Here is a 23039-nt window from a genome sequence, read left to right on the forward strand (position 1 = left end):
GTCACGTCGGCTTCGCCCACCGCCGCGATATAGCCCTGCAGGATCACCGTGATGTCGCCGACGCGCACCGCCAGATTGCCGTTGCCGTCGTCAAGCCGCGCCACCATCGCGTCCTGCGGGAAGGGCAGCTGGATCGTCTCGCCCGGCGTCACCTGGATGCGCACCACCGGCTCGCCCGCCGGCAACTGGACCTGGGTCACCCCCTGCGTCAGCGTCGCCCGCTCGACATCACCCTCATGGGCAATGCCGGTCGTCTCGGTCGGGATGTTCGTGGTGTCGGTGGCCATGGTTCGCTCCCTGTCGGCGAGGGTGGAATTCAGCAGCGGTCGCAACCGGCGAAATCCAGGGCGCGGGGCACCGAATTTTCCGGGAACCGGCAGTCCCCGAGAAAACGCGCCAAAAACAGGCAATATTCCTTAAATTTGATGGGTATATTTCGAAAAGCCTACACCTTGATGTGGCCACAACGAGTTTTAATCGCTTGACGCAACTTGCCCGATGCAATGCCAATGCGCGGAAGGGATGCGGCCGGACGATGCGGGTTGATGATGCGGGAGACGGCGCCCGGTTTCAGGGTTTTGCCGATTTGGAGTAATGATGCCCGGGGGAATACCGAGTAGCGGCATTGTGCGGGCGGATGTGAAACACAAAAACTCTGCTGTCCCCGATCCTACCGGAAAGGCGACTGGAGCGGATTGAGTGGCGGGACGGAAGGATTTCGAAGCCAAGTTGATCAGCCTGCTGCCCCGATTGCGACGCTTTGCCATCGGGCTCAGCGGGTCGATCGACGAAGGGCATGACTTGGTTCAGGCTGCCTGCCTGAAGGCGATCGAGAAGCGCCATCAGTGGAATCCGGACAGCAAGCTGGACAGCTGGATCTACCGGATCGTGCTTACGCAGTGGCTGGACCGCCGCAAATCCGCAGCCATGCGTCTGAATGTGCCGGGCGATCAGCACTGGGACAATATCGCCGGCCCGTCCATGCAGAGCGAGCTGGAATCCCGCGAGGAACTCAAGAAGACCTGGAGTGCCATCCGCGAATTGCCGGAGGATCAGCGGCAGGTCTTGCTGCTGGTCGCAGTCGAAGGCCTTAGTTACCAGGAGGCCGCCGACCTTCTCGGCATTCCGATCGGAACCGTGATGAGTCGGCTGGCGCGCTCGAGGCTGGCCCTCGCGCGGAATGTGCAGAACGACAGGGTTACCGGCAAGACAGGATCCGGAAAGCCGGACACGGAGAACACTGGATAGGCTCCAGGGAATATTTTCATCCTGGAATCGTTAGGTGACACATGACCGGCATTGAACAACAGATTGGCGACGAAATGATCGAGCGCATCATGCGATACTGCGACGGGACCTTGCCGCCCGACGAAGCCGCCCGCGTGGCTGACGAGATCGCAGCGGACCCGCTGCTGCAGCAATTGGCGCAGGACCTGACAACCGGAGCGAACCTCGCGCGCGAGACGATGTCCGGCCTGATGAACGACCCGGTTCCACTGCATCTGGCCAGAACCATTGTCGAGGCGCCGGAACCGCTACAATCGCACTCGCGCCACCACAGGTGGTTTTCAGCACGCGAAGCCACGGCTGCAATGGTCGGCCTGCTGCTGGGTGGAGCCGCGATAGGTCTGTTGGCACAATGGCCAGGACAGGATGCCGGCCTGCGCCTGGCCAGCCTGCCGGAAGCAAGTGGAACCGACATCCAGTCCGGGGCAATGAAATCGGCCTTGATGGGCCTCCTGCAAACTCCAGGCGAGATTCGCACACAATCGTATCAGGATTCTGATCATTTAAATCAAATTGCGTCGGTGAGTCTGGTATCCTGGTTCCAGATGGCGGATGGTTCCGATTGTGCGGAGTTTCACGTGCGACGGGGTCAATCCGACAGAACGGCCGGCTTCGCCTGCCAACGCGACGGCCGTTGGGATATCGTCATGCTGCAGGACGCTGCCGAGCAACAATAGACCCGGTTTAGACCCGGTTTCTTGCAGGCCGCGCCGGACGGAGATTGTTCTGGGATCATGTGGCGCCGCCTGATCATCTCTGCCTTCGTTGCGACCAGCCTCGCTACCCTGCATGGGGCGTTGGCGGGCTCGCTGTTGATTGCTTTCACATCCGCCGCCATGGCCAAGAATGAAAAAGCCGACGGCAATGGCAAGGCTGGTGGCAACAACGCGGGCGGCAATGGCGGCAGTGGCAGCAACAACGGAAACAGCAACGGCAACGCTGGCGGAAACAATGCCGGCGGCAACAGCGGGAACGGCAATGCTGGTGGCAACGCCGGTGGAAACAGTGCCGGTGGAAACAGTGCCGGTGGAAACAGTGCCGGTGGAAACAGTGCCGGTGGAAACAGTGCGGGCGGCAACAACGGCAACGGCAATGCCGGTGGCAACAATGCGGGCGGCAACGGCACCCAAAACATCGGCGGCCCCTCAGGCCTGCCGGCAGCCGCTGCGCCGGCCGATAACCCGGTGACCAATACGGACGGCACTGCCGCCAGCGTCGGTGCAATCGCCACCGAAATCGTCGAAGTGCCGACGCCGAACGGCGGCGCAGGCAAGGCGATTGCGGTCAAGGGCGAGATCGTCGCCGCCATCGCCGGGATGGACCTCGCGGGCTATGCTGCGCAAAAGGGTTTTAAGGTGGTGGACAGCCAGGCCTACCCGGCGCTGGACATGTCGGTCACGCGAATGGCGCCACCGGAGGGCGTCTCCCTGGCGGCTGCACGCGACATGATCCAGTCGGCGTTTCCTGGCGCGTCGGTGGATTTCAACCATGTCTACAGGCCGAATGCCGGCTTTGCCGTCGCGTCGCTGGAATATGCCCACCAACAGATAAGCTGGAACCCGACGTTGACCGGCTGCGATGCGAGGCAGGACCGCATCGGCATGCTGGATACCATGGCGGATCTGTCGCAGCCGGCGCTCGCCAGTTCGGTGATCGAGCAAAAGTCCTTCGTGGATCACGGCGCGACAGAGGCCGCCAATCTTCACGGCAGCATGATCGCAACACTTCTGGTGGGAACTGAATTCGGCCTTCTGCCAAACCGGCCGCTGTCCATCGGCGGCATTTTTACGATCGATCAGACAGGCGCGCCGATAGCCAGCACATCCAGCTTCATCGCCGGGCTCAACTGGCTGGTGGACAATGGCGTGCGGGTCGTCAATACGAGCCTGAGCGGTCCCGACAATCGCCTGTTGAAACTGGCGGTCGATGCCGCCGCCGCACGCCAGACCCGGATTGTTGCGGCGGTCGGCAATGATGGACTGGATGGTGTGGCTCGCTATCCCGCGGCCTATCCCGGCGTGGTCGGTGTGACTGCGGTGTCGCCAGACCGCAAGGCGTTCCAGGCCGCCAATCGCGGCAGCTTCGTTGCCCTGGCCGCACCCGGCGTCGATCTATGGATTCCCTATACATCAGCACAGAATGTCGGCGGGGTTGTCGTCAGCGGCACGTCCTTCGCCTCGCCTTTTGTCGCGGCAGCCCTCGCTGCCAACGGGAACAACCTCGATCGCCTGTTGGCATCTGCCCTTGATTTGGGTCCGGCCGGCCCCGACCCGGTCTTCGGGCACGGCCTGGTTCAGGCCGGCAATATCTGCGCCGTGGCTGAGGCCCAATAGCCTGAGCCCGGGCAACCGGAGCGAGGCAAACCAGTCAGTTAGCGATTAAGTGATGGTGCCGAGGCTGGATCAGTCGCGGCCAAGCCCCTTGCCGTTACCATTGCCATTACCCTGCCCCGAATTGTCCTTGCCCTTGCCCGGATTGTCGGGGTCGCGCCCATTGTCATTGTCGCCATGGCCGGAATTGCCGTCACCATCCGCGCCGCCAGAACCACCACCGCCAGAACCGCCGCCGCCAGAACCACCACCGCCGGAACCACCACCGCCAGAACCGCCGCCGCCAGAGCCGCCGCTGCCGCCGTCCGAACCGCCGCCACCAGCGCCAGAGTTACCGCCAGCGCCGCCGCCACTGCCATCACCTTGGGAGCCACGGGCCTGGCCAGATTCGCCCTGAGATCTTCCTTCGCTGTCCAGGTTGGAATTGCCGAATCCCGGCCCGGTTCCAGGCGCCGGCCCTGCCGCCGTGGCAAAGTCACCGATCGCCCCGACCTGCGGCGGCATCTTGCTGTTGGTGATCAGAATGCTGTCGCCCTCCTCGCCGCCAACCGATTGTTCATGCTCCTTTGGCTTGGCAACGACGCTGCCCGACAGCACGTCCACAACGGTCGATCCATCGGCGCCCACGGAGATTGCAATATCGGTACCGCGAATGCCGACGGTCGCGACCGGTGTTTCAAAGACGATACCCTCGTCATTGATGCCCGCTTCTTCATCAGTGGTGAAACGCATCAGACCCGAATTCAGGTTGACCTGAGCCGTCGTTGCGGCGCCATCGGGATCGTATACGTAAGAATCCAGCGTCATCTCGCTTTCCGCCTCGAGCCGCAATACGGCTCCGTCGGGGAAGCTCATCTCGACCGCCGAATCCGCGGCGGTACGGACCACCGAATCCGACAGCAACCGGTCGCCGAGTGAAATCGGGCCCTCCTCACCGTCGGGCGGTGTCTGGAATGCCTCGTTGACCAGATCGATCACATCGGCGATCGGATCCGTTGTCGTGGCGGCCAAGGCGGTAAACGCAACGCCGGACGCTGTCAGACACGCCGCGATACCGGCCAGCACCGCGATCCGGCGGGATATCCTTTTCATAATGCCCGACCTTTCTAGCCCCCCGACTGCGTTGGCAGTGACGGTGTTGTGTCGCCGTTCGCCTGTTCCACCGGCATGCCGGTGAATGGATGGAATTCGGGTTCTACGCACCAGTAACGACCGACCTGCCGTTCTTATTCCGTGACATGGGAAATTTTGACTCCGGCAGGGGAAGCAACTAGCGTCCGCTGACACCCCGCCCCAGGAAGCGGCCCCAGGAAGCGGTTCCATGAAGCATGTCCTGCATCGCCTGTTGCCGCTGTTGATGCTCATCGGCGCTGTGATGCTGCGGGCCGAGGACCCCGCTTTTCTCTCGGACATGCGCCTGCGCGTATTCGATGTGTTCCAGCGCCTCAGTCCGCGCACCTATGCCGCGACACCGGTCCGGGTTGTCGATATCGACGAGGAATCTCTGCGCCGATACGGCCAATGGCCGTGGCCGCGCAGCCGCATCGCCGCCATGATCGAGCGACTGCAGGTAGCCGGCGCTTCGGTCGTCGCCTTCGACATGGTTTTTGCCGAGGCCGACCGCACGGCGCCCCGCCGGGCCCTGCCGGAATGGGGGATCGAGCCGTCGGATCCGGTCTTTGCCGATATCGTCGGACGTACCGCCGACCCCGACGCGGCACTTGCGGCCGCCATCGCCCAGATGCCGGTGGTCCTGGGTTTCGTGCTGACCAGCAACCCGACCGAGCAGGACATGCCAAGGCGCAAGGGCGGCCTTGCCGTCCAGGGTGCCCCGAAGGGTCTCAAACTCGGCGATTATGTAAGCCCGCGCTTTACCGGTGCCGTCGTCAACCTGCCGGATCTGTTACGGCCGGCCAAGGGTCTTGGCAGCATCAATGTCATCCCACAAAACGACGGCATCGTCCGGCAGTTGCCGTTGCTGCTAAACGGCGACGGGACGCTTTATCCGAGCCTGGTCGTGGAGGCGCTGCGCGTCGCCGAGAAGGCGTCCACCCTTGCGGTGAAATCATCCGGCGCAAGCGGCTATCAGCATTGGTGGCAGGAACTCGGTGCGCGGCTGGCGGGTGCCGAGGTCATCGCGGAACTGCGCATCGGGCGGCGCGTTGTCCCCACCGACGGCATGGGCCGGGTGTGGCTGCATGACAGCGGCCGCATCGCCCAGCGACAGATTCCTGCCTGGCAAATCCTCTCCGGCGAAGTGACGGATCTGACCGGTGCGATCCTCTTTGTCGGTACCAGCGCACCAGGGCTTCTTGATCTGCGCGCGACACCGCTCAATCTCGTCACACCTGGCGTCGAGATTCATGCGCAAATCGCCGAACAGATTCTGACCGGAGTTTCGTTGCAGCGGCCCTATTGGACCATCCTGCCGGAACTTGCCCTTCTGATCATCCTCAGCATTACCCTGGTGTTGCTGCTGCCGCGGCTCGGCCCGCTTGGCTGCACCCTACTCGGTGCCGGCACGGGGCTGATCGCAATCGGCCTCGCCTGGCTGGCTTTCGCTCATTTCGGCCAACTCTTTGACCCGGTCTACCCCTGCCTTTCCACTTTCGCCATCTTCGTTACCGGCGTGCTGACGTCATATTTCCGGTCGGATATAGAGCGGCGCGGCATCCGCGAGGCGTTCGGTCATTACCTGGCACCGGAAATGGTCGAGCGTCTTGCCGACGATCCCAGCCAGCTCCGCCTCGGCGGTGAACTGCGCGAAGTCACGATCATGTTCTGCGACATTCGCGACTTCACCAGCATCGCGGAAAGAACCGATGCAACGCGCCTCACCCGCCTGCTCAACAGTTTTCTGACGCCCATGACGGATGCGATCCTGCGTCGTCATGGCACCATCGACAAATATATCGGCGATTCGATCATGGCATTCTGGAATGCGCCGCTTGACGATCCCGATCATGCCGAGCATGCCTGTTCCGCCGCATTGGACATGCGCCGCAGTCTGGCGGAACTGAACACCCAGCGCGCTGCCGAGGAGCCCCTGCGCATGGGAATCGGGATCAATTCCGGCACCTGTCTGGTCGGAAACCTCGGCACGCAGAAGCGCTTCAACTATTCGGTCATCGGCGACGACGTCAATCTTGCCTCGCGCCTGGAGACGCTGACCAAGAGTTACGGGATCGACATCCTGGTTGCGGATCCTGGCGACCGGCTGGCAGCCAAATTCGCCCTGCTCCCGCTGGGCGAAGTACAGGTCAAGGGAAAGCAGGTGTTTGTCAGGATCATGGCGCTGGTCGGCGGCGCCACGCTTGCCCGCGATCCCAGGTTCAAGCTGGTGCAGACACTGTTGCAGGAGGTGATCGCCGCCTTGCGGATTGGCGACACACGTGCTGCGCGACGATTCCTGGCGGAGTGCCCAACCATCGACGAGGCAAGCGAATTGCGGCCCCTCTACGACCACATGGCCTTAGCCATCGAACGCCTGGAGGGGGAGCGCGGCGCCAATTGATGGCAGTGCGTCAGATCGCACGATCGGTTCCAGCGCCAATCAGCTCTCCACCTCGCCGGCTGTCTCGCCGGTCGTATCGTCGGCCGTATCGCCGGTCACACTGTCTGTCCCGTCGCCGGGATTCTCAAACCCCTTGATCTCGTTTACCTTATCCGCGAGTGCGTCGGCGAAAGATTCCTCGCTGTCGTCATCCGGCTCGCCCTCCGCCGTACCGTCGTTCTCTTCCGGCTCATCCTGCGAACCGATCAGGCCGGAATAATCGTCGCCATAGGTCTCGCTCAATCGGCCAAGGACATTTTCCACGATCTCGCCGGTCATCGGCTTGTTCACCGCCTCGGCTAATGCTTCCGCTAGATCGTCAAGATCCACTGGTTCCGCGGCGCCTTCTTCGCCTTCGCTGTCCACAACCCCACCCACATACTCGTTCAGGAGGTCACGAAATTCCTGGCTGACGGCGCCGATCGCGGAATTCGGTGCGGCGTTCTGCATGGCTGCCGGACTGGCATGCATGAAGCCATTGAGCTTTCCGTAGTCACTGGGCGTGGGCGAGTCCGTATCGCCGCCCGCCTTGGCGTTGCCGGCAGCACCTTGCGCGGCGCCACCACCGCCGGCCCTGCCGCCCGCGCCATCGGCATTGCCGCCACTCCGCTCGCTGCCACGGTCGGCGCCATTTCCCTGGCCGCCGCCATTGCCGCCCCCGTTGCCGCCCCCGTTGCCACCGCCATTGCCGCCCCCGTTGCCGCCGCCATTGCCGCCGCCGTTTTTCGCCTCGGCGATATTGTCGAAGGGTGACGCGACAAGGCCGATTCCCGCACCGGCCACCAGACCGGCGACCGCCATAACCCTGACAAATTCGGAAACGCGACGCTTCATGAGCTTTTCTCCAGAAGGGCAGTGTTGATACCGGGGCAAGGGCCCGAAGGCAGATCCGCGGTCAGGCCTGTTCCTGAGCGTCAACGAAGCTGCCAGTTGAGTTATTCCTTCCAGGGAACGGGCGTGCAGCCTGGTCACAGTTTTGTCCCGGGTAAGGCCGTTTCTCCCCGACGAGCCGGCGACGCAGGGCAATACGGCATAAATTTGCCGCTGATTCGTTCAGCTAAATATGACGATTGCAAACCGCACCGGGAAAAGGGACATGCGTCACGCCGCTCACTTCGCTGCCGACACGACGCCTCCAGCCGGCATGGCGGCGGGGTCACGCCGTCCGGCCATGGAAAAGGTCGAATTCCACGATTCCCGCGGTCGCGCCAACTTCGTTTCCCTGTCGCTCCATGACCTGGTACCGGACGACCAGGGCGCCCTGGTGATCGAGACCGGCGGCGATGTCCTGGTGATCGAGCTTTCGGATTTTCAGGAAGTTGTCCGCCGAGGGATTGCCCCCGAAGGATCCCAGACCCAGTACTTCAACGTCTCCGGCATGGATTTCTGCCAGTTCCTCGACGGTACCGTGCTCTATTTCTCGGCCGAAGACGTGCGTCTGGTGCTGGCGCCCGAGTGACGGCAGGGCCGGACGCGGGATCATTGATTTCCCGGCCGGTTTCTGTTTGTCCCGGTCCAACGATCCATCCTCCGTGCCCGAAAGGGGGATTCTACGCAGGTTGTCTTGCGAGTCCGGTCAATTCTGCGGGCCCAACCAATCGCCCACATCCACCAATGCCCTTCGCCTTCCAGTGCACGAGATCGCGGACACATCGACGAGGAACGGACTTTCCTGGGAAATAATCAGCCGGTCAGGCGCTGGCGTCCCAGCGGTGATGAAACTGATAACTGGCAATTGGTCGACGACCTAACCTCCGACCAGGGCGCCAGGGATCGTAGCTGATTTGGGCAATAGCCCTAACCAATTGGAATAAAAGGCCCGGATATCATCGCTGGCTGCGAATGTGTCACAGCTTTGTGTGACGTGGAAGTGAAGATTTGGGCGCCTGCATCGTAGCCGGTCCTGCGTTCCAGTGCCCGCATCTGTTTCCGGGTTTTCAGCATTTGTATCAAATGCTAGACGCAAGATTGTCCATAGGCTGAGGCATCCCTGCGATCATTCTTCAGCAAATGCGCACGCCGTCTGCCGCAAATTTGTGGACTGCCGAGATGGGCACCACAACCTCAATTTCACTATTTGGCGAAATTCCAGGATCACGCCATTCGGCAAGGGCGATAAGGGGCAGGTTCCCGCCGACAGTTTTGAGGTCAATTATCATTGTAGCACCCAGAGGCTGCACATCGACTAGCCGGACTGGAAAGCTCAGAGAAGCCTCCGTCGTCGCACTAGTTCCAAGGCGAATGTCCTCCGGCCGGATACCCAGCTTGGCGACCTGGCCGCCTGACAAATCAAATCCAGCCGGGACCGTCAGAGGTGCCCCGCCCAGCCGCAAGCAGCCAGCAAAGTCCGTATCGAGAATATTCATGCCTGGGCTACCGACGAACTGAGCGACAAAGTCGTTCTTCGGTTGCTTATAGATCTCGAACGGGGTGCCGTTCTGCTGGATGGAGCCCTGCCGCATGACGATGATGCGCTGCGCCATTGTCATGGCCTCGACCTGATCATGCGTAACATAGACAATCGATTTGCCGGTTTCGCGGTGAAAGCGGATCAGTTCCGACCGCATTTCCTCGCGCATGTTGGCATCAAGATTGGAAAGGGGTTCGTCGAACAGAAAGACCTTGGGATCGCGCACCATGGCGCGGCCAAGGGCAACACGCTGGCGCTGGCCACCGGATAGTTGCTTGGGCTTTCGCGTAAGCAGTTCTAGCAGCCCCAGCATGCCGGCAACCGACCGAACCTTCGCTGCTATCTCGGATTTCGGGAGGCCGCGCACCTCCAGCGGAAAGCCGATATTGCCGGCGACATCAAGGTGCGGGTAGAGAGCATAGCTCTGGAACACCATCGCGATGTCTCGCTCGCTGGCGTGGAGATCGGTAACGACGCGGCCGTCGATCGCGATTTCCCCTTCGGTAACCTCTTCCAGACCTGCCAGCATGCGCAGCAATGTCGTCTTGCCACAACCTGACGGTCCCAAAAGAACGGTGAACTCGCCACTCTTCAGCGTCAGATCGAGTGCCTTCACGACCGGCACATTTCCGTAGGATTTCGAAAGATTGGAAAAGGTAACGCCCGCCATCTTGCTGCTCTGCCCTCTGGTCGTTACGCGGGCCGGTGGAGTCCGGCCCGCGTTCTTGCGTCCTGGATATTGTCAGGGCTTTTGGTAACCGAGATCGACCATAAGCTTGTTGAGGTCGGCATCCGCTGCGCTCATCGCGTCTCCAGCGCTTTTCGAGCCGACCCAGGCGGCAAAGATCTGATCATAGATCACGCGCTGCATTTCGACATATTCCGCGAAATCGGCTGTAAGCGGCAGCATTTCCCCAGCCTCAGCCACAGGGCGCAGGAAGGGATAGCGCTCGATCCATTTTTCGCTTTTGTAGACATAGCTGCGATAGGCGCCCGGCGCGCCGTTCTCCAGCATGGTCTCCTGCCCTTCATCGCTGGTGACGTAAGCGATGAAGTCGTAGGCGGCCTGCGGTTCCGGGGCATGGGTCGCAATCGCAATCTGGAAGCCGCCCAGATAATCGCGCCGCGGACCTTCCAGCTTTTCGCGTGGCGGCAGTGCATAAGCGACCTTGCCGGCGACCTTGCTGGTCGAGGGATTCTCCACGTCGGAGAAGAAGGCGTACCAGTTCACATACATCGCCGCCGACCCCTGCATGAAGGCGTTGGTGGCTTCCGCATAGCCCATTTCATTGGCACCGGGGGCGGTGAAAGGCTGGATTTCCAGCCAGCGCTCGAGCGCCTTCTGCCCATTGCCGTTATGGGCGATCATTGACTTAAATGACTTGTCCCAGACGAACTGGTTGGCGTTTGGTGGCATATCGAGCCCTGCCAGGCGCACGGTCCACTCCGAATAGGCACCGTCCTGTTCGCCGGGCATGGTGGCGACGCCGTACACGCCGCTCTCGATCTCATTCAGCTTTTCGGCATAATTGCGGAACTCGTCCCAGGTCTTCGGCGGTTCCGAGAGGCCTGCCTTCTCGAACAGGTCCGGGCGATAGGCGAGAAGTTCGATAAAGAAGTCGATGGGCGCTGCATAGTGCTGGCCGTTGAACATGTCGTAGGCATCGACGATGCCGGGAACGAAGCCGGCCCAATCAATCTTGGTTTTCGCGGCTGCCTCCAACGGCTCAAAGGACTGGACCCATCCATTCTTGGTGAAGATCGGCAGCCAGATGCAGTCAACCACCATGATGTCATATTCGTCCGACCCTGCCGTGCTCAGCAGGACCTGTTTGTTATAGGCGTCACCATAGGGCAGCTGATCGATCACGACCTTGACGCCCGTCTTCGCGGTATAGGCATCGGCGGCAACCTTCATGGCGGCGCCATAGGCTTCGCCGGTCGCAAGAATGCGAATCTCCGTGTCGGCAAGTGCGCTCCCGCTGTACATCGACAATGTGATGGCAGCTGCCAGAAAGGCAGCACCGCGCTGTATCTTTTCTCCAATCATCTTCCTCACTCCCCGCCCTGTTCGCTTCGTTGGGCCGCTGACTTCTCAGCAGCTGAGGATAAGATTATGCCAAAGTGATCGTTTGAAGCAATCATTTTGATCGTTTTTGATTGCTTTCAGGTATTCAGGTGAGTAAATTTGAAAAATGAGCCGAAAAACACTGACCCCCGCACAAAGACGTTCTGAAATTCTCCGCCTCCTCACCGCACGTCAGGGGGCGTCGATTGAGGAACTCTGCGAATTTCTCTCCGCTTCGCCAGCCACCATCAGGCGCGACCTCGATCTGCTGGAATCCGAGGCGCCGATCCAGCGCACCCATGGCGGTGCGATGATGCGCACGCTCCGCCCTGCGGATCAGGATTTCGCCCAGCGCGAGTCCCTGGATATCGACGAGAAACGCGCGATTGCCGAGAAGGTTGTGAGCTTCATTCAGCCGGGCAGTACGGTGTTCATGAATGACGGTTCCACCATCATGGCCATCGCCCATGCGATCGTCGCCGCCGATCTTGAGGTTTTCGTGGCAACTCCCGCAGTGAATGTGGCCACTCGCCTATCTGCAGGGAGCAAGGTGACGTCTTGCCTGCTCGGCGGCATCGTGCGGCAGAGCTCGCTCGCGACAGCCGGAAATTTCACGGCGGCGATGGCAGCGCAAATCAACGCGGATATCGCGATCATCTCCCCCGATGGGGTTCATGCCGAATCGGGTATTACCTTTCAAAGCGGTGATGACGCTGCCCTTGCCCAGCGCATGTCGACGCAATCCGCCGATACAGTGATCGTCGCCGTGGCCAGCAAGCTGCAACAGCGCCAGCGCATCAATGCGATGCCGCTCTCGAAGAAGTATTCACTGGTAACCGGCGCCGGTGAGGATCGGCTGGTTGGCCTGCGCGAGGCCGGTATCCGCGTCATCCGTATTGGCACGTCAGGATAGCGGGATGACCGCGCATACGGGCGATAAAGCGCAGATCCGGCCACAGATCCGGCGCCGCAACAAGGCGGCCTGGTACGGGGCCTATTTCCTGTTGCCGGCGCTGGTCTACATCTTCACGATCATCATTTACCCGCTGTTCTATTCGCTTTATGCCAGCTTTACCGATTTGCGGCTGACCTTCCCGGTTACGCGTTTCGTGGGGTTTGACACCTATGCCCAGACATTGGGCAATGACGTATTTCACGATTCGATTATCGTCACCGGTATTTTTCTGGTGACGGCGATCGTGGTCGAAACCATCCTCGGATTCCTCCTGGCCTTGTCATTCAGCCGCATGACCGGCACGCATCCCGTCATGCGGGCGCTGATCATGCTGCCGCTGATCGCCACCCCTGTGACAGTGGGGCTGATCTGGAAGCTGATGCTCAATAGCGATTTCGGCATCATCAACCAACTGACGGATTCCCTTGGATTGGCACGGATTCTCTGGCTGGCCGATCCGAAGATGGCGCTGGTATCGATTGTTCTGATGGATGTGTGGCAGTGGACGCCCTTCATGTTCCTGATCATGCTGGCCGGGCTTGAAGGTTTGCCGCGCGACGTTTTCGAAGCAGCCGAGGTCGATGGTGCGTCTGCACTGCAGATCCTGCGCCGCATCACGGTGCCTCTGATGAAGCGAATCATCGCCGTTGCCGTCGTCTTCCGCTTCATGTTCGCTATCGCCACCTTTGACACCGTATTCGTGCTTACCAAAGGCGGCCCGGCCCGAGCGACCGACATCATCACCCTCTTCATTCAACGCGAAGGCCTCGTCAATCTCAACGTTGCCTCTGCGTCGGCAGCGTCCTTCCTTCTCCTCATCATGGTCCTGGTGCTGACATTGATACTGTTCAAACGGGGTCTCGCTGATGCCAGGTAGAGCTGTCAGATGGTATCGCCATGCCCTGCTGGTGGCAGCCAATGCCGTCATCGTCGGCTTGTTTGTCTTTCCCCTGATCTGGATGTTGCTTGGGGCATTCAAGAGCGAGGCCGATCTGCTGTCACCGGATCCCGTCTGGTTCTTCAAGCCGACGCTGGAGCATTGGCGCTTCATTCACGACAATTGGGCGGTGGAACGCCATCTGCTGAACAGCCTGCTGATCAGTGTGGCCACCACGTTCCTAACACTGGTTCTGGCCCTCCCCGCCGCCTATGGCCTGTCGCGCTTTCCCATCTGGCAGAAGGACGCGATCCTGTTCGATATCCTCAGCCTGAAGATGATCCCGCCGATTGCCTCGATCGTGCCGCTCTTCGTGCTGGTGCGGTCGGTCGGTGCCTATAACACGCTGGCCGTCCTGATCATCCTTAATGCAGCCTTCCAGCTGCCTTTCGCGATCCTGGTGCTGAAATCCTTCATCGACGAGATCCCCCGCGAGATCGACGAGGCGGCGACGGTCGACGGATGCCGGCCGTGGCGGGTGCTTTGGAAAACCATTCTGCCCCTGTCGGCGCCCGGGCTCATCTGCTGTGCACTCTTTGTGTTCATGTTCACCTGGAACGAATTTCTTCTGGCCAATACGATGGTGAGCGGCGATACCCGCCCGCTGCCACCGATCGTGGGCCTCGCCCTCACCCATCGCGGCATCCTTTGGGGACCGGCAATGGCGCTGGGCGTTGTCGTGGTCCTTCCGGTCCTGTTCCTCACCTTCGCCCTCTCCCGCTACATGGCGCGCGGCCTGACCTTCGGCGCGGTGAAAGGATGAGCACCGCCAAGAACCTTGCCGAACTGCCGATCTGGCAGGGCACGCCGGAAATCAAGCCGCTCGCTGCCGGCAGGACAAACCAGAACTACCTTGTCTGGGATGGTGATCGCCGCTTCTTTGCGCGCATCGGCAGCGACCGTCAGGATCTCGGCATTGACCGCGTCAGTGAAGCCATCTGCTGTCAGCTCGCGGCTACCCATGGCATCGGTCCGGCGGTGATCTATGCCGGGGATGCCATTCTTGTTCAGGACTATCTGCCCGGCGAAACACTTCATCTCGAAGAAACGCCAGACAGGAACGTACTTCAGGAGCTTGCCACCCTGCTGGGACGCTTGCACCAAGTACCCGTGCCAGCCAATCTTCCCGCATTTGACCCCGTCGCGGTTTCGAGGCGGTACCTTGCAGATCTCACCGACCTGGAACTGCCGGAAGAACGGCATCGCGTGGCAAACACACTGGACCGTCTGCGGCCTGGCAGAGGTCGATCCGTAGTGCATGGTGATCTTATTCCCGAGAACATCCTTTGCGACGGCGGGCGGCTCTATCTGATCGACTGGGAATATGCGGGTTCCGGCGCTCCGGAAACCGATCTTGCATTGGTGCTGGCCAATTTCGGCCTTGGCGAAGGGGACGCAGCACATTTTCTAGAAGCCTACGGCGACTATGACACCGGCGTTCTGTACGATATGAAAATCGCCTGCGTCATCCGCGAAGCATTGTGGTGCCTGTTGCAGGCAAGGCAGAACCGGTTGAAGGGCGAGAAATCAGGTGACCTTCCCGCCTATACCGCACTTTGCTTTCAACGCCTGCGCGACGTGCTGACCTGACCATGCAATTCGATATCGCTATCATCGGGGCTGGCGTGGTGGGAACAGCCATTGCGCGCGACCTCTCGCGTTTCGACCTTCGCGTCATCCTGCTGGAAGCACGCGCCGATTTCGGCGACGAATCCAGCAAAGGGAACTCGGCGTTGATGACCGCTGGCTTCGATACACCGCGCGGCACACTGGAACGCCAATTGGTGACTCGCGGCTTCATTCGCTATCAGACGGAGGCGCCCGCCATGGGCCTGCCGATCCGCCGGGTCGGTGCCCTGACACTTGCCTGGAGCGACGAACAGCGAGCCATCGTTGAACACGAAGTCGCCGGCGCCCGTGCCGATGGTTTCTCGAGCGTGACTTTGCTGGATGGCGCCGACGTGCTGCGACGGTGGCCACATTTCAGCCCTGGCATTCAATGTGCCATGTGGGCGCCGGAAGAATGTATCGCCGACCCATTCTCTACGCCCTATGCCTATGTGCTGGACGCGGTGGCAAACGGGGTGGTCTACCGGCCGTCTTTCGCCGTTAAGCGTGCGGATCGACTGACGAATGGCTGGCGGCTGGAGGAGGCCAAGGGTCAAGCCGTCACGTCGAGGCTTGTGGTGAATTCCGGGGGCTTGCGGGCCGACAAGGTCGAAGGACTGGCCGGCTACAGCGATTTCGTCGTGCGGCCCCGACGGGGGCAGTATCTTGTTCTCGACAAGGCGGCGCGCAGCCTGCACGACGTGATCGCCCTGCCCACGCCGACGCCGACCACGCGCGGAATCCTGATTGCCCCAACCATTTTCGGAAACGTGATCGTTGGCCCCACGGCCGAGGAAGTATCTGACCCGGATGACCGGCGCACCACCCCGGAAGGTCTCGCCAAGCTGCGCGAGGCCATGCACCGCATGGCACCGGCGCTGGAACAGTTTCCAGTAAACACGGTCTTCTCTGGCATGAGACCGGCCACCGATCGAAGCGAGTATCAAATCATCCCGCGCCTCTCCGAGCGGTGGGTGACAGTGGCGGGCATCCGTTCGACAGGCTTCTCCGGCGCTCTGGGAATCGCCGAGCACGTTGCATCCCTGCTCGTTCCGCTTTTTGTCGATGCACGCCGGAAGACAACAACAAACGCCATTGTGGTTCCGGATCTTGCAGAAACCTCTCAGCGGCCGTGGCAGGACAATGCCCGGATCGAAGCTGATCCGCGCTACGGCGAAATCATCTGTCATTGTGAGAGAGTTACGCGTGGTGAGATTGAAAACGCCATGGCCTCGCGCATTCCTCCCCGGACCTTGAAGGCTCTAAAACGCCGGACACGCGCCATGTTCGGTCGCTGCCAGGGCTTCTATTGCGGCGCCCGGATTGATGCAATATTCAATTCCGGCCGGAACAGCGAACACACATGATTTCAACAAGTCCAGACGTACTGATTGTAGGTGCGGGTGCCGCCGGCCTTGCTGCCGCCATTGCTCTGGCGGATGCGGGCGTTGCCGACATCGTGGTCATTGACCGGGATGATGCACCGGGCGGCCTGCCGCGCTTCTGCCATCATCCCGGATTCGGTTGGGAGTATGCGCATTACCCGCGCACGGGCCCCGGCTTCGCAAGGTATATGCTCAACGCGGCTGACCGACCCAACATCCGCATTCTCTGCAAGACCACCATGATCAGCATTAACGCTGGGCCGTCGGTACAGATAGTCGGACCCGAGACCAGTTATACAGAGTTGCTGCCGAAAGCCGTGATCCTGGCTACTGGCATCCGCGAAAGCAATCGCGGCAATCTCTGCGTGCCCGGCATTCGTCCGGAACGCGGGATCTTCACGACCGGCATGCTGCAGCAGTTGGTGGCGCGACGCGACGGCCAGCTTGACCAGTTCCGAAACCTGACCGTGATTGGCACCGAGCATGTTGCATTTTCTGCCCTTCTGACGGCAAGGCACGGTGGCGCGACGGTCCGGCACATGATTGGCTGCGAGCACCGTATTTTCTCCTTTCCGATCATGCGGCTGTTGGCTGGTGTTCTGGCCGCACGTATCCATCTGGATACAGAGTTATTGGAGATTGACGGCAGCTCCGAACGTGTAGAGGCGTTGGTGGTGCGCCAGGGTGGCACAACGCGCAGGATTGCTTGCGACGGCATCGTGTTCTCCGCCGGATGGACCCCCGAGACCGCGGCTTTTGTCGGCAGCGCGGTGGAGGTGGACCCGGCGACCGGCGGCATCGCCATCGACCAGGCCATGCGCAGCTCACTGCCTGGCGTCTTCGCCGCCGGCAATGTTTTGCGCCCTGTGGAGAGTAGCGGCTGGGCAGCGTGCGAGGGACGCCGGGCTGGACAATTGGCGGCAAAGTATCTCGCGGGCGAACTGTCCGGTGTTCGTGGCGCGCTACATTTGCGCCCCGGCAAAGGTCTCAAATACGTAGTTCCACAATACTGGGATGGCCCATTTGTCAGTCCCGCAGGGGTGGAGCCTCTCCGACCGAGCGCCAGGGTCGCCGGGGACACGAAAGGCGCGCTGACCTTACTGTCGGATAGTGGTCGCGAGAAACTTGGCAAATTTCAGCGGCTTCTGCAGACGCGGCGGATCAACTTTAGTCTGGCCAAACAAACGTTAAACTCGGACGCCGTTATCGACGTCAGCTGACCAAACACCACCTCGCTGGAACTTATAGCAGCCACAGACCAGAACGCGCAACGTCCCGTCCACTCCACCCACTTTCTCAGAAGTTGGCTGCCGGCCTCGAGCAGCCGACTATTTCCATCCCATCCCGGTTCGCGTCTGGAACATCCCGTTGCAGTTGACTAATTTAAGACGTCAAGAAGGTGGGCAATGTCCTCGTCTGGCTCGAATGAGACATTTCCGCTGTGTCAGCGTGCGTCTCTATGTGGAGAAAGAGCGACATACCGCCGCCGCTGCGTTAGGGTCGAGCTTGACCCGTTGGGGACCGTGCAGCCATTCGATGATGACCGTCCGCTTAGCGATGCCTGGTCCGCCTAACCGCGACTTTTACTGGAACGTGCAGCGGCGCAACGGTCTCGGAAGTCCTGGGAAGAAGGATCCACGTCGCCGAACCGGTCAGGGCGGTAGCGTTCGATGTCGATGGTCATCGGAGAACCGTTGATGAGTTCAGCAATCGACAGTCCGAACCCACCCGATGCTGCAACGCCGGAGCCGCAACATCCGCCCGCAACGAGAAAATTCGACAGGCTTGGAACCGGCCCAATCAAGAACTTTCCGTCTGGCGTATAGGTCGAAAGTCCCGCTATGTGATGCGCAAATCGCCAGCTGTCGATGGTGGGAACTACTGTTCTCAAGGCGCCGGATTGCTCTAGGAGCAGGTCAAGGTCATCTGTGTGGTTGCTCAGCGGCATCTCCGCCATGTCGCTGGTGATCTGCAGCGGGTCGTAGGTAAGGGAACGGGGCTCCTGCATACCGATCAGCAGGCCGCCGACCTCCGGCCGCAGATATGTACGCATGTCCGGGAGTTGGACTACGGGACATGTCTCGGAGCCTGATCCGTCCGGCGCTGTTATCCAATAATGGCTACGGGTCGACGCCGCCGGAAGGCCCCATCCAGCCCAAGAGGCTACTTCGACGCCCCAAGCGCCGGCGGCGTCGACAACCCAGTCGGCCTCCACCGTTCCCTGATCTGTTCTAACGCCAACGGCTCGCCCGCTTTCCGACAGGATTGCCGATACCGAGACACCTCGTCGAATTCGTGCGCCCAGCATGCGCGCCGCCCGGGCGTATGCGGCATTGAGCCGGGCTCCATCAATGTATCCATCCGCCGAGACATAGATGATTCGCCTGCTCGCCTTGAGCTCAAGCCATGGGCAGATCTCCCGGGCAGCCGGAGGATCGAGGCTCTCGGCGGGAATGCCAGCCTCGGCCAAAACCCGCACCATGCCGACGAATTCATGTTCCCGCTCTTCGCTAAACACCGCGCGGATGCATCCCACTTGCCGGAAGTCCAGCGATTCTCCCAAGAGCTCCTCAAGTTCAGCCATTGCCGCGCAGGTGCGAGAGACCATCTGTGTCGTGCTGAGATCGGAGCGAACGTGCAAAACACATCCAGCCGACCTGGCGGTGGCGCCGCTGGCGAGCTCGTTCCGCTCGAGCAGCAGAACGTCTGTGACTCCCAAACGGGTAAGATGATAAGCGATAGAGCAGCCGACTACGCCACCGCCAATGATAACGACCTGTGCTCTGTCGATCCTTTCCGTGTCTCCTGGCATCGACGAACGGTTCTTTCGTGACGTTGCTTCAGCGGGCGCGTGAGCGGTAAGGCAGGCGATCACGGTTCTTCACATGCACATACATCTCCCTTGCTGTGCTGTGGGCACTGCGGTCCATGCGCTCAGAACGCCCAATAGCTCATAGTCACGCGGATTACATCCTGAAAAGCAGATGCGAAGCCAATGACGTCGCTGGAAGATGAAGGTGGAGTTCGCTGCAATTGCTTGCCTCAGATTTCGCGATCCGTGGACAGGAAGATAGCGATCACTGTCCTTCAGCGCGCAACATTGGCAGATGACCGGATATACAGCCAATGGTAATTTTCAATCCATTGTATTGATCGTTTCAATAACAATGGTCGCGGGAACAGGTCGGGTCGCGCCTAGCTGCCAAAATCATACTGACATGCGGCCGTCCAATCTGATGAATTCACATGCTGTTAGTAGGCACCGAAGTTTGCCCCCTCAATTGTCGATCGATCCAGTGAGTTATCGGTGTCGATCGGCGCCAAAACCCCACGCCGAATCACATAAGGAGATTAATCCGTCGCGAGTTGCTGCAAAATCGCGGCATTGAGATCACTTGCTGCTTCCATGTGAAGCATATGGCCCTTGCCGTCGATGACCGAAATATCGAAAGCAGCATAAACAGCGTCTGACTGCGGCGGTGGGATCACCTTGTCCTCGGCGCCCCAGAAAATACGCACCGGGCAGCCAAGACCAGAGAGTTGCGCAGCAAGGCCACCCGCCTCCGGTGCTTTCAGCGCGTTGCTGGCAAGCAGGCCCAGCGCCGCATTGACGCCGTCGATACGCTTGTATTGTAGAACGTCGTTGACCATGTCGCGCGTGACGACCGAAGGCTCGGCGAAGAGATCGCTCAAGACTCGCTTCATCTCCTTGCGGTCGTCTGCCGCGATGAAGGAAGCGAGATAGGCTTCATTCACCGGCGTCGTGAAGCCGGCCGGAGCCAGGAGTGTTAGCGAGCCTGCCACCGCCGGCCGGCCGATCACCGCCAATGCGGCGACCATCCCACCCATGGAATGGCCGACGAAGTGCACCGCCTTCAGGCCGAGCGCATCGATGACGCCATCGACCGCCGCGATCAGATTGACCGCGGCGCCGTCGCCGACATCCTTGGAAGACTGGCCATGACCCGGCAGGTCGATAGCGATGGTGCGCTCGTGTTTGGCCAATTCCTCGAAGTTGAATAGCCAGTTGTTGAGATCGCCGCCGAACCCATGTATCAGCAGGAACGCTTTGTCGGACTCGCCGCCGCTATCCATGATATTTACGGTTCTCCCATCCACCTGGATCTTCGAGATCAGGCTGGTTTCGCCATCGGCATCGACCGCGACCACACGATTGGCATCGACATACTGGTCAATCTCGCTGTCCGCGACCGACGCATCGGCAAGAACGGCAAGGAGGGCGCCGACCGGCAGGGTCTCATCCTCCGCCGCCACCCTGCGACGCAGGATCCCTGCATCCTGCGCCTCGACCACATTGGTGATCTTGTCGGTCTCGACCTCCATGATCTCCTGGCCCGGCTTGATAGCGTCACCTTCGCTGACCAACCATTTGACCAGCTTGCCTTCGCTCATGGACATGCCCCATTTCGGCATGTTGATGGACTGAATCGACGCATTCAAGACTCAGTTTCCTTTCTTCTTGGCCGGCACGGTCGCCTGGACGGCGGTCACCACGTGCTCGGCGCGGGGAATGTAGAGATCCTCGAGAACCGGTGAAAACGGAACCGGCGTATGCGGCGGCGTGACCATTTTGATGGGGCCACGCAGGGCATGGAACGCCTGATCGGCCACCTGGGCGGCAATGTCGGTCGCGATGTTGCATCGTGGGCTGGATTCATCGACGATGACAAGGTGCCCGGTCTCCTCGACACTTTCCACGATGGTTTCGAGATCCAGGGGCGAGGTCGTCCGCGGATCGATCACGGTCGCCTTAATACCGAGGGTATCGAGTTCCTTGGCCGCATCCATCGCCACCTGCACCATCAACCCCAACGCCACGATGGTGACGTCCTTGCCCTCGCGCAGCACATTCGCCTCACCAAAGGGAACGGTATAGGAATCGTCGGGAACTTCGCCGGTGACGCCGTAAAGCAGCTTGTGCTCCAGGAAGATGACCGGATCGTCATCACGGATCGCCTGGATGAGCAGCCCTTTGGCGTCATAGGGGTTGGACGGAATGACGACCTTCAGCCCGGGAATATGTGTGACGATCGGATAGAGGCATTGCGAGTGCTGCGCCGCCGCCCGGAAGCCGGCGCCGATCATTGCCCGCACCACCACCGGCGTTACCGCCTTGCCACCAAACATGTAGCGGAACTTGGCGGCCTGGTTGTAGAGCTGGTCGAAGCAGACGCCGATGAAGTCGAAGAACATCAGGTCAGCGACGGGTCGCAATCCCTGTGTCGCGGCACCGACGGCGGCGCCGATGAAGGCGCTTTCGGTGAGGGGGGTGTCGAGCACGCGGCTCGGGCCGAACTCCGTGTAGAGACCCTTGGTGGCACCCTCGGAGCCACCCCAGGCATCGGCCTCGCCGCTGGCCCCCTGTCCACCCGCAACGTCCTCGCCCATGACGATGACCCGGGGATCGCGTCGCATTTCGAGGAAATGCGCCTCCGTGATGGCTTGTTTGAATGTCTTCTTGGGCATGATCCGTGTTCCTTGTTTCCTGGGCCGCGCCGGTCAGTAGCGGACGTAGACGTCGGTGGTCAGATCGGCGACGGTCGGCAGGGTGCCGGCCAGGGCTTTTTCGATGGCTTGGTCGATCTGCGTTGCGACCTCGCCGTCGATGGCGTCGAGATCGGCCGTGGAGAGCAGGCCCGCCTCAGTGACGCGCTTGCGGAAGTGGACGAGGCAATCCTTCTCTGCCTTCACCTTCTCGACCTCGCCAGGTGCCCGATAAGTCTGTGCATCGCCCTCGAAATGGCCGTAATAGCGATTGGTCGTCGCTTCGATCAGACTTGGCCCCTCGCCCGCCCGTGCCCGCTCGACGGCTTCTCGCACGGCCTCCCAGACAGCGAAGAAGTCGTGGCCGTCGACCCGCGCGCCCGGCATGCCGAAGGCGTCGGCCCGTTTCACGATTTGCTTGCTGGAAACCGACCAATGGCTGGCGGTCGATTCCGCATAGCCGTTGTTCTCGAAGACGAACACCGCCGGCAGTTTCCAGACGCTGGCGAGATTGAGCGCTTCCAGTGTGGTCCCTTGGTTCGACCCGCCGTCACCGGTGAAACAGACCGCGACCGCGCCGGTACCCAACGTCTTGGCGGCCAGGGCCGCACCGCAGATCAGGGGCGGGCCGCCGCCGACGATGCCGTTGGCACCCAGCATGCCCTTGGAGAGGTCGGCGATATGCATGGAGCCGCCCTTGCCGCCGCAAAGCCCCTCTTTCCGGCCGTAGATCTCCAGCATCATCCCATCGATGTCGCAGCCTTTGGCAATGCAATGGCCGTGCCCGCGATGGGTGCTGGAGATGGTATCCTGGTCGGTGAGGTGCATGCAGACGCCGACGGCGCTGGCCTCCTGCCCGGCATAGAGATGGACGAAGCCGGGAATCTGGCCCCGGGTGAATTCAAGATGCAGGCGATCCTCGAAAACGCGAATCTGCCGCATCCGCTGATAGGCGAGCTTCAGTTGTTCCTTGCTGAGCTGCATGTAACTTCTCCCTTGAG

General features: G+C 60.9%; 20 protein-coding genes. 11 read left to right on the plus strand and 9 right to left on the minus strand.

Going from position 1 to position 23039, the window contains the following annotated elements; translation table 11 throughout:
* Positions 1 to 287 (minus strand): hypothetical protein (locus A8950_RS17065; protein ID WP_133614904.1); only part of this gene is annotated, 287 nt, incomplete at its 3' end.
* Between the two features lie 412 nt (positions 288 to 699).
* On the opposite strand from A8950_RS17065, the gene A8950_RS17070 reads away from it, so the two are divergent.
* Genes A8950_RS17070 through A8950_RS19715 form a run of 3 tightly spaced genes read left to right on the plus strand, consistent with a single transcriptional unit; the run spans position 700 to position 3620 of the window.
* Positions 700 to 1248 (plus strand): RNA polymerase sigma factor, encoded by a 549-nt coding sequence (locus tag A8950_RS17070; protein ID WP_133614905.1) that lies wholly within the window; start codon positions 700 to 702, stop codon positions 1246 to 1248.
* Positions 1249 to 1289: 41 nt separating this feature from the next.
* Complete coding sequence (locus tag A8950_RS17075; protein ID WP_133614906.1) at positions 1290 to 1964, plus strand: anti-sigma factor family protein; 675 nt, start codon at positions 1290 to 1292, stop codon at positions 1962 to 1964.
* Positions 1965 to 2021: 57 nt separating this feature from the next.
* Positions 2022 to 3620 (plus strand): S8 family serine peptidase, encoded by a 1599-nt coding sequence (locus tag A8950_RS19715; RefSeq protein WP_208109913.1) that lies wholly within the window; start codon positions 2022 to 2024, stop codon positions 3618 to 3620.
* Positions 3621 to 3689: 69 nt separating this feature from the next.
* On the opposite strand, the gene A8950_RS17090 is transcribed toward A8950_RS19715, so the two are convergent.
* A complete protein-coding gene (locus tag A8950_RS17090) occupies positions 3690 to 4682 on the minus strand; it encodes a FecR family protein (RefSeq protein ID WP_166645252.1) in 993 nt (330 codons plus the stop codon).
* Positions 4683 to 4938: 256 nt separating this feature from the next.
* Here A8950_RS17090 and A8950_RS17095 point away from each other — a divergent pair, with 256 nt between their 5' ends.
* Positions 4939 to 7131 carry a CHASE2 domain-containing protein gene (locus A8950_RS17095; RefSeq protein WP_133614910.1) on the plus strand — a complete coding sequence of 731 codons (2193 nt, stop codon included), beginning with the start codon at positions 4939 to 4941 and terminating at the stop codon, positions 7129 to 7131.
* 39 nt (positions 7132 to 7170) lie between these two features.
* On the opposite strand, the gene A8950_RS17100 is transcribed toward A8950_RS17095, so the two are convergent.
* Entirely contained in the window at positions 7171 to 8043 is an 873-nt protein-coding gene (locus A8950_RS17100; RefSeq protein WP_133614911.1) for a hypothetical protein, read from the minus strand.
* Positions 8044 to 8266: 223 nt separating this feature from the next.
* Between A8950_RS17100 and A8950_RS17105 the strand changes: the two genes are divergently transcribed.
* The gene (locus A8950_RS17105; RefSeq protein WP_133614912.1) at positions 8267 to 8629 is read left to right on the plus strand and encodes a hypothetical protein; all 363 of its coding nucleotides are present in this window, start codon (positions 8267 to 8269) and stop codon (positions 8627 to 8629) included.
* A 544-nt stretch (positions 8630 to 9173) separates the two neighbouring features.
* Here A8950_RS17105 and A8950_RS17110 read toward each other — a convergent pair.
* Positions 9174 to 10250 carry an ABC transporter ATP-binding protein gene (locus A8950_RS17110; RefSeq protein ID WP_133614913.1) on the minus strand — a complete coding sequence of 359 codons (1077 nt, stop codon included), beginning with the start codon at positions 10248 to 10250 and terminating at the stop codon, positions 9174 to 9176.
* Between the two features lie 72 nt (positions 10251 to 10322).
* Positions 10323 to 11630 (minus strand): ABC transporter substrate-binding protein, encoded by a 1308-nt coding sequence (locus A8950_RS17115; protein ID WP_133614914.1) that lies wholly within the window; start codon positions 11628 to 11630, stop codon positions 10323 to 10325.
* 145 nt (positions 11631 to 11775) lie between these two features.
* Between A8950_RS17115 and A8950_RS17120 the strand changes: the two genes are divergently transcribed.
* From A8950_RS17120 to A8950_RS17145, 6 genes are read left to right on the plus strand one after another with little or no spacing between them, the layout of a single operon-like run.
* Entirely contained in the window at positions 11776 to 12561 is a 786-nt protein-coding gene (locus A8950_RS17120) for a DeoR/GlpR family DNA-binding transcription regulator (protein ID WP_133614915.1), read from the plus strand.
* 4 nt (positions 12562 to 12565) lie between these two features.
* Positions 12566 to 13480: a carbohydrate ABC transporter permease gene (locus A8950_RS17125; RefSeq protein ID WP_133614916.1), complete on the plus strand. Its 915-nt coding sequence runs from the start codon at positions 12566 to 12568 to the stop codon at positions 13478 to 13480.
* A complete protein-coding gene (locus A8950_RS17130) occupies positions 13470 to 14303 on the plus strand; it encodes a carbohydrate ABC transporter permease (RefSeq protein WP_133614917.1) in 834 nt (277 codons plus the stop codon). Before A8950_RS17125 ends, A8950_RS17130 begins: the two co-directional genes overlap by 11 nt.
* A complete protein-coding gene (locus tag A8950_RS17135; RefSeq protein WP_133614918.1) occupies positions 14300 to 15130 on the plus strand; it encodes a choline/ethanolamine kinase family protein in 831 nt (276 codons plus the stop codon). The genes A8950_RS17130 and A8950_RS17135 overlap by 4 nt, the downstream gene beginning before the upstream one ends.
* A gap of 2 nt (positions 15131 to 15132) precedes the next feature.
* A complete protein-coding gene (locus A8950_RS17140) occupies positions 15133 to 16515 on the plus strand; it encodes an NAD(P)/FAD-dependent oxidoreductase (protein ID WP_133614919.1) in 1383 nt (460 codons plus the stop codon).
* Positions 16512 to 17753: an NAD(P)/FAD-dependent oxidoreductase gene (locus A8950_RS17145; protein WP_133614920.1), complete on the plus strand. Its 1242-nt coding sequence runs from the start codon at positions 16512 to 16514 to the stop codon at positions 17751 to 17753. The genes A8950_RS17140 and A8950_RS17145 overlap by 4 nt, the downstream gene beginning before the upstream one ends.
* Positions 17754 to 18103: 350 nt before the next feature.
* Here A8950_RS17145 and A8950_RS17150 read toward each other — a convergent pair whose 3' ends face one another.
* The 4 genes from A8950_RS17150 to A8950_RS17165 form a co-directional block, all read right to left on the minus strand.
* Complete coding sequence (locus A8950_RS17150; RefSeq protein ID WP_243735698.1) at positions 18104 to 19345, minus strand: NAD(P)/FAD-dependent oxidoreductase; 1242 nt, start codon at positions 19343 to 19345, stop codon at positions 18104 to 18106.
* A 539-nt stretch (positions 19346 to 19884) separates the two neighbouring features.
* Entirely contained in the window at positions 19885 to 20994 is a 1110-nt protein-coding gene (locus A8950_RS17155; protein ID WP_243735686.1) for an acetoin dehydrogenase dihydrolipoyllysine-residue acetyltransferase subunit, read from the minus strand.
* A 3-nt stretch (positions 20995 to 20997) separates the two neighbouring features.
* Positions 20998 to 22020 (minus strand): alpha-ketoacid dehydrogenase subunit beta, encoded by a 1023-nt coding sequence (locus A8950_RS17160; protein ID WP_133614922.1) that lies wholly within the window; start codon positions 22018 to 22020, stop codon positions 20998 to 21000.
* A 33-nt stretch (positions 22021 to 22053) separates the two neighbouring features.
* Positions 22054 to 23022: a thiamine pyrophosphate-dependent dehydrogenase E1 component subunit alpha gene (locus tag A8950_RS17165; RefSeq protein ID WP_133614923.1), complete on the minus strand. Its 969-nt coding sequence runs from the start codon at positions 23020 to 23022 to the stop codon at positions 22054 to 22056.
* Positions 23023 to 23039: the final 17 nt, after the last annotated feature.

It is taken from the genome of Dongia mobilis (assembly GCF_004363235.1).
Taxonomy (GTDB): Bacteria; Pseudomonadota; Alphaproteobacteria; order Dongiales; family Dongiaceae; genus Dongia; species Dongia mobilis.

Coding starts and splice junctions, on each gene's coding strand:
- A8950_RS17160 (WP_133614922.1), bottom strand. CDS start 22,020: ATGCCCAAGAAGACATTCAAACAAGCCATCACGGAGGCGCATTTCCTC.
- A8950_RS17165 (WP_133614923.1), bottom strand. CDS start 23,022: ATGCAGCTCAGCAAGGAACAACTGAAGCTCGCCTATCAGCGGATGCGG.
- A8950_RS17130 (WP_133614917.1), top strand. CDS start 13,470: ATGCCAGGTAGAGCTGTCAGATGGTATCGCCATGCCCTGCTGGTGGCA.
- A8950_RS17145 (WP_133614920.1), top strand. CDS start 16,512: ATGATTTCAACAAGTCCAGACGTACTGATTGTAGGTGCGGGTGCCGCC.
- A8950_RS17140 (WP_133614919.1), top strand. CDS start 15,133: ATGCAATTCGATATCGCTATCATCGGGGCTGGCGTGGTGGGAACAGCC.
- A8950_RS17125 (WP_133614916.1), top strand. CDS start 12,566: ATGACCGCGCATACGGGCGATAAAGCGCAGATCCGGCCACAGATCCGG.
- A8950_RS17105 (WP_133614912.1), top strand. CDS start 8,267: ATGCGTCACGCCGCTCACTTCGCTGCCGACACGACGCCTCCAGCCGGC.
- A8950_RS17075 (WP_133614906.1), top strand. CDS start 1,290: ATGACCGGCATTGAACAACAGATTGGCGACGAAATGATCGAGCGCATC.
- A8950_RS17150 (WP_243735698.1), bottom strand. CDS start 19,345: ATGCCAGGAGACACGGAAAGGATCGACAGAGCACAGGTCGTTATCATT.
- A8950_RS17095 (WP_133614910.1), top strand. CDS start 4,939: ATGAAGCATGTCCTGCATCGCCTGTTGCCGCTGTTGATGCTCATCGGC.
- A8950_RS17110 (WP_133614913.1), bottom strand. CDS start 10,250: ATGGCGGGCGTTACCTTTTCCAATCTTTCGAAATCCTACGGAAATGTG.
- A8950_RS19715 (WP_208109913.1), top strand. CDS start 2,022: ATGTGGCGCCGCCTGATCATCTCTGCCTTCGTTGCGACCAGCCTCGCT.
- A8950_RS17135 (WP_133614918.1), top strand. CDS start 14,300: ATGAGCACCGCCAAGAACCTTGCCGAACTGCCGATCTGGCAGGGCACG.
- A8950_RS17115 (WP_133614914.1), bottom strand. CDS start 11,630: ATGATTGGAGAAAAGATACAGCGCGGTGCTGCCTTTCTGGCAGCTGCC.
- A8950_RS17120 (WP_133614915.1), top strand. CDS start 11,776: ATGAGCCGAAAAACACTGACCCCCGCACAAAGACGTTCTGAAATTCTC.